This is a genomic window from Autumnicola musiva (assembly GCF_031846585.1).
Lineage (GTDB): Bacteria > Bacteroidota > Bacteroidia > Flavobacteriales > Flavobacteriaceae > Autumnicola > Autumnicola musiva.
Genome location: NZ_JAVRHK010000005.1, coordinates 117,871 through 131,893 on the forward strand (window position 1 = coordinate 117,871; position 14,023 = coordinate 131,893).

Sequence of the window (14,023 nt, forward strand, 5' to 3'; positions counted from 1 at the left end):
AGTAATGATTTATTTTTTAAGACTTATCGTCAATTTTTTTCCTGAAGACCAATTTGAATAAACTACTTTTCCGCCTTTAACCAGTCCAATTCTGTACTGACGGTCCGTTTTACGTTCTCCTTCAGTTTGCTCCACATCAATTTTCAGCTTGTTTTTTGATATTTTTGAAGCCGTAAATTTATGAATGGAATATTCTCCATTCTTATATCCGAAGCCTTCACCGGCATCATCATATAAAGTTCCTGAAGCGTTTCCATTATTATCGGGATTTACCAGCAAAGTAATTTGTTTTGTGCTGTAATCCTCGGTACTTTGGATTACCGGCCCCATTGGAACTATGGCGCCATCCCGGAGTTTTACGGTAGCCTGATACCCGTCATCTTCTTTTTCAAACTGAACAGTTTGCCAGTCACCTTCAGGCATTGCCGCATTTTCTGCCCATTTCGGAATAATCAGAAGATTTTCACCTAAAAGAAAACTTTGTTGTTCATCACGTAATTCTTCATTAGTAACATCAGCAAAAAATGCAGGCCGCATAATTGGCATCCCGTTTTCTGAAGCTTCGTGAAACAAAGTATATAAATAAGGCATTAAACGATACCTCCTGTTAATGGCCGTTCTGGAAACATTTTCAATTTTCTTCCCGTAAGACCAGGGTTCCTGTGCCTCGGTATCATTAGAAGTATGGTTCCTGGAAAATGGGTAATAAGCTCCCAAAGCAATCCAGTTTCCGAATAAATCGGCTGAAGGGCTTTTGGTAAAACCACCAATATCGGGGCCATTGAAGGGCTGGCCGGAAAGGCTAAGGTTAAGGGACATAGGAATAGACATTTTAAGATTGTCCCAGGTGGCGGAGTTATCGCCCGTCCAGGTGGCGGCATAGCGCTGCCCTCCTAAAAAGTTTGCTCTGGAAAGCACAAAAGGCCTCTTTTCAGGATTTGCAGCCATTATTCCTTCGCGGCTGGAACGTACCATTAATAAACCGTAAACGTTGTGATAACGCAGGTGAATATCTTTAGGCAACTCTCCCCCGCCACGGTGGATGTTATCATCGGGCATTGAACCGTCGGGGCCATCAAAAACCGCAGGCTCATTCATATCGTTCCAAACACCGTCTATGCCAAGGTCCATAAAATCCTGGTACAATGAAGCCCACCATTTTTGGGTTTCCGGCCTCGTGTAATCTGGAAATGCAACCTGCCCTGGCCATACCTCGCCGTTGTATTCATTTCCTAATGAATCCAAAACCCAGTGGTTGCCGGCATCGCCCTGCTGGTACACAAAATAGGTAGAATCCTGCTTCACTCCCGGATCTATCATATAAACCGATTTAAAATCTTTGGAATGCAGGTAATCGTTCAAGCCGGCAGGATCAGGAAAACCTTCATCGTCAAAAGTGAACACGCGGAAGCCTTCCATATAATCAATATCCATCCAGATAACATCTGCCGGAATTTCCCTTTTTCTGAATTCATCGGCAAGTTCTTCGACTGCAGTATCGGGATAATAAGAATATCGGGATTGTTGGTAACCGAGGGCCCATAACGGTGGCAACGCCATAGTTCCGGTAAGGTTTGCCAGGCTTTTCATTACTTCCTGCGGATTTTCCTTTTCGATTACAATCACGCGGAAGGATGGCCCTTCACTAATAATTTCAGCATCTTCGTCCAGCACAATTTCCTGTCTCCACGAATTATCGACTAAAATCCCAAAAGAAGAACCATCTGGCCTCACTCCTAAAATCCAGGGATGCGACTGGTACAGCTGCTTTCCTTCAAATTTGGCATATTCATAATTATCAGTATTCCAAAGGGTTACATCGGTTCCATTTCTGCGTAAATCGCCAATAACTTCACCGGTCCCGTAGAGGTCTATATCTTCATCTAAATTAAAGCGTACCGCATTCCTTCCATCTACCTGAAAATATTCAGGCCGTACCGCCCAATCTGCAGGCAACGAATCCCGTTTGGGCAAATCTTTAATTACTGCCAGGGAAGGCAGGGTTTTAATCGAGTCAAAATCGGCGGGATAAAATATGGCCACACCGGGCTCTGTAATGCTGGCCGATTGTGAAAAAACAGGCTGTAATCCTGCCATTATCGCCACCAACCATACTAAAAAGTTCTTCTTCATCTTTTATTAATTCAATTCAATTATCATGGGAGTTTTGGCATCTATTTGCAACTCGCCGTTTAAGTTTATTGGTTTTTCGCTTAAAATTTCCTTTCCCGAAGTATTCTGCTGAAGATCTTCAGCAAATCTTTTTAGATCTAAAACCTGCTCATCTTCATTATTATTTAGAACCACCATTACTTTTTTATCACCGAGCGTTCTGAAGTAGACATAAACGTTATTCTCCGGAATGTACTGGGTAAGCTTTCCTTTATGAATAACTTCCGCAGATTTTCTCCAGTTCAGGATTTTTTTGGTGAAATTGTGGAATTCCTGCTGTTGTTTTGTCCTTTCTGAAGGATTAAAGGCATTTACCTTATCTCCTGCCCAGCCACCGGGAAAATCACGGCGAATATCTCCATCGCCCTCTTCTTTATTACCGCGCATACCAATTTCTGATCCGTAATACAATTGCGGGATACCACGCGTGGTGGCAATTAAGGTGAGGCCCAGCCTGTAATTTTTGAAATTTTGATCGTAGATTTCGTTAAATCGGTTGGTATCGTGATTTTCCAAAAATACCAGCAAATTGTTGATATCGGGATAAAGGAAATCGTTTACAAAATTGTCATAAGCTTTCATTACGCCCCGTTGCCAGCCGCCACCTTCAGCAAACATCTCCTCCACGGCATTATGCAGGGTAAAATCCATTACTGAAGGCAAATTAGTATTGTAATTTTGGATCGCCCCAATTTTACTATCCTTCTGCCAGTAAGCAATTTGCGCCTGGTCGTGCAGCCATACCTCACCAACAATGTTGAAATTTGGATATTCTTCCATAATGGTTTTTGTCCATTCGGCAATGCCTTCTTTATCATTGTAACTGTAAGTATCTACACGAAACCCATCCAAATTAGCATTTTCGATCCACCAGATGGCATTTTGGATAAGGTAGTTAAGCACCAGCGGATTTTCCTGGTTTAAATCGGGCATTGTTCTTACAAACCAGCCTTCCACGCAATACTTATGATCACGGGGGGAACGATGCGGATCAAACTGCGTTTCCATACGGTAGTTAGACTGCGCATAGCCCGGGAACTGGTTAACCCAGTCGTAGGTGGGCAAATCTTTAATCATCCAGTGTTCTGTTCCCCAGTGGTTGGTCACGTAATCCATAACCAGCTTAATGTCACGCTTGTGCAATTCTGAAGATAATTCTTTATAATCTTCATTGCTTCCAAAACGAGGATCTATTTTATAAACATCGCTTTGCGCATAAGTGTGGTATGAATAGCGGGGATCATTATCTTCCAATAACGGAGTGCTCCAAATGGCGGTTACCCCCAGATCTTCCAGATAATCAAGATGATTTATTATACCCTGAATATCGCCGCCGTGCCTGCCGCCTTTTTCCTCGCGGTTCAGTTTATCGGCCAGGCCTTCAACAGAATCATTATCGGGATTTCCATTTGCAAACCTATCGGGCATTAAAAGATAGATCACATCGCTGCTGTTAAAGCCTTCACGCGTTGTGGAGTTTTCCCGTCTGGATTTTAGCTGATATTCACGGGTGAATTTCTTCCCGTTTTTCTGCTGAAAATCAAAATGAAGCATTCCCGGCGCCACACCTTCAGTTTCGACACTAACGAAAAGGTAGTTCGGATTTTCAGTTTTGATAATTCCGGTTACGGGAATTTCTTCCTGTAAAGACACCTGGTAATCGGCGATATTTTTTCCGTAGAAAAGCACCTGTATTTCAGATTTATTCATCCCTGCCCACCAAAATGGGGGCTCCACTCTCTCTATCTGCGCATAACCACCAATACTGAATATACTGCTGATTAATACTGAAAATAAAATGTTTCTGATGTTCTGTTTCATAACTTGAATAAAAGCCGAACACTTCTTTTCAAAGTACCCGGCTGTTCATTATACTTAATTTTTCTTTTGTATTAAAAATTTATTCTGCTGAAGTTTCCTCCATAATTGACCATACAGCGTAGCCGTTGGCCGGGGCCTCAAGCATTACCACACCTTCTTCATTAGTGGAAGCACGGTAAGTGGTATTTTCAGAATAATCCATTAGTTCCATATCGTTCCAGGTGGTTTCCACTTCCCTTCTCTTAATATTAGCGTTAGTAGTGATGTAAACAATGAGGCCGGGATTATTTTCATTACCACCTCTTTTAGCGATATATTCATCGTTATCTACATATAGCACTTCCAGGTCTCCTGTTGCCAGCGTGTTGTGAATGCTGATAAGCCGCTGAATTTCTTCCTGGAATTCCTCATTTTCATAATCCAGATAAAATACGGTTGGATAACCGGGATGAGTCATTATAAAAGCATAAGCCTTGAGTTTGTTTTCAGCTTCAAGATAGTTATCAATATTACCATCTTTTTCGGTATCATGGTTTGCGGTAAAAGTTACCGCTTTATCAGGATTTGTTTGCCAAACCTGGTCGCGGGTAAGGTAATTGAGGTCTTCATACCTTTCAAAAGCCTGCTCCATCCTGTAAAATCCAGAAAAATCGAAAGCATTGCTTCCTGTTTCTTCAATATGCTCTCTTATTAAATCTGCATCGGCATCCCAAAGTTCACTCACAGAAAAACCACCAACTTCGTCCAGCCAGTCCTTGATTACAAAAGATTCAAAGCCCAATACGTAATCAAACCTCCAGCCATCAAAGCCCATGACGTTTTTGTAGTATTTGGCTACAGAATTTTGATCTTCCCAAAGCCAGTTTTGAACATATTCCCGGTGGTGATCTAAATTTTGTTCAGGATAAAACAAGCTCCCGTTATCATAATCGCTTACGCTGTTGGGGTAGAAATATTCATAATTCCTATTGAACATTCCTGAAGCATTGCCATGCTCTTCATCAAAAAGCGTGTAGGTATCGTACCCTCGGTAAGGATTGTATTCCAGCCCACCACCGCTGTTGTGGTTTAGAACAATATCTGCAATTACTTCCATATCATTTTCATGCGCGGTAGCAATAAGGTTCTCCAGTTCTTCACGGCTTCCAAAACGGGTTTCTACAGTACCGTGCTGCTCATAATCCCCAAAATCAAAATAATCGGATATATCGTAGCCCATAGAATATTGCCCGCTCTGGCCTTTGGTTGCCGGTGGAAGCCAGATACGGTTAATACCGGCATCTGCCCATCCAGGAACCTCATCTGCTATTGTATTCCACCACTCAAATCTTGGCTCTACATCCCAATAAAATGCCTGCATCATTACACGGCTGCCATTGTCATATTCTGAAAGATTAAGAGGCGTGGCGGTATCTGGCTGTTCTATAACCGGGCCATCATCTGTTTCTGAAGTGATAGCGTCATCATCTGAAGAACAGCTGAAGAATATGACCAAAATAAGCAGATAGCTTAATGGATTTATTAATTTATATTTCATTCTAATCAAATTAGAAGAGTCCGTTTAAAAAGATTATTGCACTTTTTAACGGACTCCTGATGTTTAGTTTTTACTAATAGAATACTTGTATTGTCCTGGATTGCTTAGATCTAAGGTAATAGTGTAATTTCCATCTTCCGGTACACCAATATTATCCCCTGCAAACTCTAAAGAACCATCAGCATCGGTATCTCCTAAATCTAGAGTCCACGCATCATTAGCACGGAATTTGAATCCGTTTTCTGTTGCTTCCTGTTCGGTAAGATCTAAGGTGACGCTCCATGTTTGGGTAGCTGGATCATAAGTCATATCTGTATCACTATCCCAACCTGATGGGGTTGCATTACCAATAACGCCCCAGCTGGTTTCGGTAAGCTCATAAGTTAGCGCTTCAGTATCTACAGATACCAAATAATATCCACCGGTACCATCTGGTGTTCCTGCATTAACACCCGGGCTTTCAAGTGTTCCTGTATAAACTCCGTCCGTATCTCCTGCATCTCCTAAATTTCCATCAAAATTTTCATTCGTTTGTAAAATTTTGAACTGAGGGGCATCAACGTTCATATAAACAAATCCTTCATAAGCGGTATTTCCTTCGGCTTCAGCAGCAATAGGCACCCCATCGGTCGCGCTCCAGTCTGTTCCATATCCACTTGCCGCGAGAAAATTTCCAACTACGTATAATTTTGGAAGGTCCTCATCTTCCTCACCTTCAGCTTCAGGAAGGGTAATGTTTAAGACAACAGGTCCTGATATTTGTTCCAGGGTGTTCCCTCCATTGTTACCGGCATAAGCCCGCACCCTAAAGTAAATGATTCCCGTGCTAGGTTCTGGTGTGGTAGGATCATTATCTAAACCTGCATCCTCGGCCAGGTCTCTTAAAGTCGCAACATTTACAGCCATATTATTCTCCCTTGTGGTACCGGCAACGATAAAATCTTCAAAAGATTCGCTGGCAGAACCCTGAACTTCATAAGTAACTGTTGTAGGAGTGCTAAAATCTACATCGTTCCATACAAATCTTTCAGCCACATTATCATTCGTTGCCGCTGTTAATACGTAATTGTTTGCTACTGAACTTGTAAAGGCAATTCCTTCAGTGTCGGGTTGTGCAACAAACACCACATCATCATCACTTGAACAGGCATTAATACCTGCAAAGGAGACTATCGCTAATAAGAAAATAGAAAGCTTCTTCATTTTGTTTTTTTTAAAATTAATATCCGGGATTTTGGGTTAAGTTGGTGTTCACACCTAGATCTGATGCCGGGATTGGCATTAGATTTCTAAAAGACTCAGTAGTAGTTCCCTGTGGAACTCCGCCCTTGTAGGGCCAGATTCCATTTTCTGAAAACCTGTTAAACCTGATAAGGTCAGTCCTTCGGTGCGCTTCCCAGTACAATTCACGGGCACGTTCGTTGATAATAAAATCCAGGGTCAAATCTGCCGCTGAAATATTTTGGCTTTCATCATCATAAGTGCGCTCCCTAAGAAGGTTTATATATGCAACGGCATTATCTATACTTCCACCACCTCCGCGGAGATTAGCTTCAGCATACATCAGGTAGGCATCTCCAAGACGAAATAGAGGAAAATCGGTATCCGGAAATTCACCGGTAGAATCAGATCCCTGCTCCCCGTTTGTATCTATATTTTTGAATTTGGTTACCGCATAGCCTTCGGTAAAGCTACCAATATCATTAATTTCTTTGGATTGACCTTCCGTAAAGAACAAAGCACGGTTATCTTCAGCGTCTGCGCCATCAGAAAACTTATCTACCAGGGAAGATGTTGTTCTTAGTCCAGCCCAACCGCTGTTTACGCCATAGTTTCCCGGATCCATATCTCCTCCTATGGCTGCATGAATTATAAAGGCCATTCCTCCATAGGATTGGGTATTTTGCCCATCAAAAGCAATGGGAAATATAATTTCATTTTGGGCGCCGTTAGTATTATTATCTGCAAGGAACAATCTCTCGTAATCGTCGACAAGTTGATAATTAGCATTGATCACCTTTTCGGTATAAGTTATTGCTTCGCTATACCGATCTTCACCTATATAAACTTCTGCGTTTAGATATAACTTGGACAATAACATCCATAATGCTCCCTGGTCTGCCCGGGCATATTCATTCTGACCTGCAGCAATAAGATCATCTTCAATATCCAGCAGCTCCGTTTCAATAAAATCGAATAGTTCTGCTCGCTCAATTTGCTCCGGAAGGTATGCTCCAATAGGATCCTCTTCAGTAACAAATGGAGGATTTCCAAAGAGGTCCAAAGCATGGTAGTAACTGAGAGCTCTTAAAAACCTTGCTTCAGCACGGTATGTTTCAATATTGGCTCTCATATCTTCATTCACTCCCCTGGAATCCAAAAGCGCAGGAGTAGTTTGTCTTAAAAATTCATTGGTAAGTCCTACCTGATACAATAATCTGGAATACATTGTCCTGATGAAAGGATTTCCCGATGTCCAGTTTTGCGCGTGTAAATCGCGAATACCTTCATCATTCCAACCAATAACCGCCTCATCTGTGGTTAATTCCTGCATAGACCAGTACAGCCTCAAATATTGAGAAAAGCCTTCATCCAGACCCGCAAGATCGGGATTACCTGCCGGTCCCTCCTGACCGCTAACAGCCAGACCTGCATATAATTTTGCAAGGAATTGTTTGTACGCTGCCGGATCTTCAAAAACCGACTCTGCAGATTCCCGGTTATCCTCCGGCTGCAAATCCAATTCATCTTCGCAGGACCAAATTATGGCAAGGCCAAAAATGGTCAGGAAAACTATTTTAAATTTATTATACATAGCTGTAAGTTATTTTTTGATATTATTTAAACTGAAAATTGAAACCAAGCACAAAACTTCTTGATCTTGGATAGAAATTGTTATCTATTCCGTTAGGGATTTCCGGGTCCAGACCTTCGTATTCGGTTATAGTCAGAACGTTTGTAGCTGTTAAGGAAGCCCGTACGTCTATTTTATTCCCCGGAATAAAATAGCCCAAAGAAATATTATCCAATTTCACAAAATCGGCACTTCTGATGTAGTAATCTGAAAAGAACTGACTGTTTTGGAAATTGCTTTCCAAAACATTCGCGTTCAGGTTAGCATAGTAATCTTGTGGGGTTACCGTTCCTGCTGTAATAAAGCCATTACTGGACTGGGCATTGTTGTACACATAATTCCCGAAACTTCCGCGGAAGGTAAAACTGAAGTCGAAATTCTTATAATTTATGGTATTGGTAAAACCCATGAAATAATCGGGAGAAGCTTTTTTGTACGGCTGCTTATCCGCTTCGTTAATTTCATTATCACCGTTTACATCTACATATGCTCCTTCAATTGGCTGGCCTGCTTCGTTATAAACCTGCCTAAAGACGAAGAAAGTTGTTGGATCATAGCCGGCTTTCCAGAGTTGAATATTATTTCCAACACCCCCGCTAATACCTCCCTGAGGGATAAAGAAATTAGGATCGTTTCCTAAAGAAAGTGTTGTAATCTCAAGGTCCTGAAAAGTAATATTGTAATTCACGTCCCAGTTAAAATTTTCCGATCTTACCAGGGATCCATTTAAAGCCACTTCAATACCTTTACTAACTGTCTCACCAACATTAGTCACCAACAGGTCAGAAAGGTTGGCACCGGCAGGCACCGGTACAGTAGCCAGCAAATCTTTGGTCTCCCGGTAATATCCATCTACACTACCGCTTAGTCTATTATCCAAAAATCCGAAGTCTATCCCTGCATTAAAAGTTTGCAGCTCTTCCCATTTTAAATTCTGGTCGAATTCTTCAGGCCTCAGCGTATTATAAAACTGATTACCGAATTGGTATTGTGCCCCTGAAATACTTGGGGTGTAAATACCTGCATAACCATAATTAGGTCCAATTTCCTGATTACCGGTTACTCCATAACCTGCCCTTAGCTTAAGCTGGTTTAAAATTCCCGAATCCCGCAAAAAATTCTCTTCGTGAATCTTCCACCCGATAGATGCTGAAGGGAAGCTACTCCACCTGTTATCCTCTGAAAATCTTGAAGAACCATCTCTTCTGTAGCTTGCTGAAAGAAGATATTTATTGGCAATATCAAAACTTGCTCTTGCAAAATAAGACTCCAGGGAATTTCTGTTTACGTCAAAAGTTTCGGTTATATTATCATTAGGATTGCTCCTTGTACGATTTTCTATAAAAAATTCCTGATAAGAATGTCCTGCCGTTAAGTCTATCTCGGTATCAAGAGCTTCTACTTCATCTTTATAGTTAAAATAGAAGTCAAGCAAAACATTCCGGTTAATTCCGGAATAAACTTCTTCATACGGAGCTTCAACATTTGTTACCGCCGCAGAGTTAAATGGCCTTCTATTGTGACCTTCATTTTCAGCATAATCAAAACCGGCATTGGCATTAAACTTTAGTTCCTTAAGAAATGGAAAACGATATTCCACGTTAAAATTGGTAATATTTCTCTTCGTCTCGCCCTCTGCATCGTTTTGTAACAATAATGCCAATGGATTTCTGGTGGCCTGGTTTAAAGGCACTATTTCCCCTTCACTGTTTACCCTGCTAAACTCATAAAATCCTCCAAATGGAAGAGAGTTATCATATACGGGTTGTGTAGGATCAAAAGCAACTGCTGCACCTATTGCACCCTCATCGGCAAAATCATTTGCATCTATAATTCCTTTTGAAGTAAGGCTAAGCTTCAGGCTGTTATCAAATAAATCCTGATTCAAGGCAATGTTTAGTGCATTACGCTCATACAAATCGGTTTTCAACACCCCTGTTTGCCGTGTATGGTTATAATTCACCCGATAAGTAAAATTATCGAACCCCTGGGTTACAGTAAGGTTGTTAATGGTTCCTACCGAAGTTTGATAAATCTGGTCCTGCCAGTCGGTGTTGTTATTTCCTAATAAAGAAGGATCTGTACCCGGTTCATTTTGAATAAGATTACGGAACTGCTCTGCATTTAGATTATCAATTTTATTGGTATTACTTCCTACAGAAGCCTTAATATCATAATCTATTCTTAAATCAGCATTTTTCTTTCCGGATTTAGTGGTAATCAAAATCACACCATTGGAAGCACGTGACCCGTAAATTGAAGTAGCTGCTGCGTCTTTTAAAACCACAAAATCTTCAATTTCGTTGGGGTTAATAGAATTTAATTGGTTTCTAACGCCCTGCACACCCCGCTGGTCCAGCGGAATCCCGTCTACAACAATTAAAGGAGAGTTATTTCCCGATAATGAAGAACCACCACGAATCCTAATTTCACCGCCACCTCCCGGAGCACCTCCACTGGAGGTAATACGAACCCCCGCAGATTTACCTGAAATAAGTTGCTCGGGTGAAACTACAGCCCCCTGGTTGAATTCATCTGGAGAAATCTTCTCCACAGCTCCGGTAGCATCCTGTTCTGTTGTTGCACCATAACCAATTAATACCACCTCATCCAGTGTAGCCTGGTCTTCTTCCAGTTGCACATCTAAAGTAGATTGTCCCTCATAAGGAATTTCTTCGGTAGCAAAACCAAGAAAAGAAAAAGCAAGAACATCACCTTCAGCTACATCTTCAATAGTATAATTTCCATCAAAATCTGTAGTAGTACCATTACTGGTTCCCTGTACTACCACATTTACTCCCGGGACAGGAAGTCCTGTGGCACTTTCTGTTACCACCCCGCTTACCACATTTTGGGCAAAAAAGCTTATTGGCAGCATAAAAAGCAACAGCCATAAACTATTTAATAATTTTCTCATAAATTTCCTATTCATTTAATAATTTTGACTTTAATTTTTACTCTTTCCCACAGTTTTTAAGCTGAAAACGTTTTCGCTTACCAGATAAACTTATCCGTAAATAATACTTATTTAGCTTTCAAAAGCGGGTAAGAAGTATCTGAATTGATCGATAATTCACAGACACTACAAAATTGAAGAAATTAAGAGCTGTAATAACTTTTTAGGAATTTCATATAGAAAATAAAGAGGTGAATTAGACACTAAAACACTATAATACAATAGTTTATGCAATAAAAAACAACCTCTTATATATAGAAAATAATATGGTAAAAATGGTGATTTTAAAGCTTAAGACGGGTATTATTGAGAAGCATCTGGTCAAAATCCTTCTTATCAAGGAAAGATTTATTCCTGATTTTTGTCTTATATGTGTATATGGAATTTACAGAATAGCCTAAAATTTGCGCAATAATTTCGTTATGCGTAACTCCTAATCTAATCAATGCAAAAATGCGCAACTCCTTATTCAGGATTTGCCCCTCCTTCATTTCTATTTTTTCTTCATCTTTTAGAAGGGAATTAAATTCTTCTATGAAATTTGGAAACAATTTTATAAAGGCTTCATCAAAATCCTGAAGTAATTTCTTTTTCTCCCGCTTTAGGTCGTAACTTTTAACGAGATATTTTATTCCGTTGAGGTTTTCTTTTTTCAGGTTTTCCTCAATCCGCGTTTTAAACTCTTTAAATTTTTCAAAAATATCGGCATCCTGAGTAAAGAAAAAGCCGATATACTCTTCTTTAATTTTATTCGCTTCCAGTAATTGATTATTAACACTATTCAGCTCTTCATTTTTAAGGTTTATTTCTTCATTCACATGAATTACCTGCTCATTCTTTACCTGAAGGGCATGATGTGCTTCCACAAGTGCCTTTCGTGCTCTTTTTAACCGCCTCACCTGGGAATAAGTGATAATTGCGAGTATCAACACAAAAATCAGCAAAATGGAAAGCATAATATTTTGCCTGTACAACCGTTGCCTTTGTGATTCTACCTGCTCAATAATTTGTTCCTCAATTAGCGGCAGTATAGCACCAACCCTGATTTTACGCTGTTGTGCACCGTAACTTTCCGCATCCTGATTGGCTTTTTTTATAAATTCCGAAGCGAGTTTAATTTCTCCTTCTTTAAAAAGAAATTCTGCCAGGCGAATCATTGCCAGGTTTTCTTTTGCTGATGATTTTATATCTGCGATTGAAGCCCGAGACAAATGAAATATAGCCTTTTCTTCATTGTCCATTTTTGCATAAATATCTCCAAGAACCGAATTTATCACTGCCTGGGCCCTTATATTTTGATTTTTTTCCAATAGCGGAAGCAAACCTTCCAATGCTTCCTCTAATCTGGAGTTTTTATATTTCAGGTAACCCTCCAGCATGATATAATCCCATGTACCGGGTTGTGCAAGAGAAAGTGCTTTTTGATGGTAATCTTCTGCTGTCTCTTCGTAACGCCGGGAAAAATAAGAGATGCTGCTATATTCTGCCATATCGGTATAGCATCTTCCCAACAAGCCAAAATAGGTAAACCTGGTAGTTTCCGGAAGGTCATCAAGTGCAACTGTGTCCAGATATCCCAGAGCTTCCCTAAACATTCCTGCAGAAACACAAACATTGGCAAGATCAAGTGTAGTCTCTGCCTGCAAGCGTTTGCCACCCAGTTCTCCTGCGAGTTCCCTGCTTATAAGTGCATATTTGAATGCTGAATCCTGTTTGAAAATTCGGTATTCATAAAATAAAGCCCGGTTGAGATCAAACCGCTGCTGGAGTTCAATGGCTGTCTGCTCCTTCAGCTCCACTTTAAGTTCATTAATACGCTGCATTTTGGCCGCATCATATTCAGAAGTATTTTCTATTGCCTTCAGGAGTTCCTGGAGCACCTCTCTTTCCTGCCCAACAACTCCTGTTGAATTTAGAAATACAAAGAGAAAACAGACAATTTTAAAGAAAAGGGGCGGAGATTTTTTCCAGTATTGCCGTGATAAGAAAAAGAAAAACTGCTTTATTTGGTACATGCTAAAAAGTAGAAAAAAGAAAAAATATGGCTGATAGGGGTTATAGTCAATTCTTCAATTATGTGCAAAATTAGGATTATTTTCTATAAACTTTAAAATTGGCTTAAATATGATATCAGCATCTCAGCATCTTCTGTTAAAAAATATTAGTTAAAAATTCTGATATTCAACAAATAAGTATTTGGAGTTGTAGGTGGCTTTCCTGCTTGCCTTCTTCTCTTACCTCCTATAAATTTCCCTTTGTGAGTAATTGGATATAAATGAGAACCCAAATTTTCTTAGGCTAACTGAACGATCTGGAGAAAAGTTATCTTCTGAAGGAGGAAGAAGTTGAGGCTTTAAATCATTTAATTAGGATTTCCAATAATCTCTTCAGGTCTGCCAGAGCAGATTATATGGAAGTTTTGCTCACTCAACGTGATGCTTTAGAATCAAAATTTGATCTTATAGAAACCAAAATGCACCAATTGAATGCCGTGGTAAATATGTACCAGGCACTGGGCGGCGGCTGGAATTAAAATTTTCTTTATTGTTTGAGTTGCCTAACCCTCAAAATCCACGGATTTTGAGGGTTTTTTAATGAACAACTCGTGGCAAGCCCGGGAATTAAGCCCTCAATGGCTAAGGATAAAATTGGCCTGAAGAATCTAATCGTACTAAAATCAATT

7 protein-coding genes and 1 pseudogene are annotated in these 14,023 nt (G+C 40.3%); 1 reads left to right on the forward strand and 7 read right to left on the reverse strand.

Going from position 1 to position 14,023, the window contains the following annotated elements:
- Positions 1 to 9: 9 nt before the first annotated feature.
- The 7 genes from RM539_RS08880 to susR form a co-directional block, all read right to left on the reverse strand.
- Complete coding sequence (locus RM539_RS08880; RefSeq protein ID WP_311503039.1) at positions 10 to 2,133, reverse strand: TIM-barrel domain-containing protein; 2,124 nt, start codon at positions 2,131 to 2,133, stop codon at positions 10 to 12.
- Positions 2,134 to 2,139: 6 nt separating this feature from the next.
- The gene (locus RM539_RS08885; RefSeq protein WP_311503040.1) at positions 2,140 to 3,993 is read right to left on the reverse strand and encodes a glycoside hydrolase family 13 protein; all 1,854 of its coding nucleotides are present in this window, start codon (positions 3,991 to 3,993) and stop codon (positions 2,140 to 2,142) included.
- 79 nt (positions 3,994 to 4,072) lie between these two features.
- Positions 4,073 to 5,530, reverse strand: a complete 1,458-nt coding sequence (locus RM539_RS08890) for an alpha-amylase (RefSeq protein ID WP_311503041.1) — start codon at positions 5,528 to 5,530, stop codon at positions 4,073 to 4,075.
- Between the two features lie 63 nt (positions 5,531 to 5,593).
- Entirely contained in the window at positions 5,594 to 6,733 is a 1,140-nt protein-coding gene (locus RM539_RS08895; RefSeq protein ID WP_311503042.1) for a SusE domain-containing protein, read from the reverse strand.
- Between the two features lie 16 nt (positions 6,734 to 6,749).
- Positions 6,750 to 8,345, reverse strand: a complete 1,596-nt coding sequence (locus tag RM539_RS08900) for a RagB/SusD family nutrient uptake outer membrane protein (protein ID WP_311503043.1) — start codon at positions 8,343 to 8,345, stop codon at positions 6,750 to 6,752.
- Between the two features lie 22 nt (positions 8,346 to 8,367).
- Entirely contained in the window at positions 8,368 to 11,301 is a 2,934-nt protein-coding gene (locus RM539_RS08905; protein WP_311503044.1) for a SusC/RagA family TonB-linked outer membrane protein, read from the reverse strand.
- Positions 11,302 to 11,624: 323 nt separating this feature from the next.
- A complete protein-coding gene (susR, locus tag RM539_RS08910; protein ID WP_311503045.1) occupies positions 11,625 to 13,355 on the reverse strand; it encodes a SusR family glycan utilization regulator in 1,731 nt (576 codons plus the stop codon).
- A gap of 287 nt (positions 13,356 to 13,642) precedes the next feature.
- Here susR and RM539_RS20040 point away from each other — a divergent pair.
- Positions 13,643 to 13,873, forward strand: a pseudogene (locus RM539_RS20040) (TolC family protein); the annotation flags it as partial.
- Between the last annotated feature and the right edge of the window lie 150 nt (positions 13,874 to 14,023).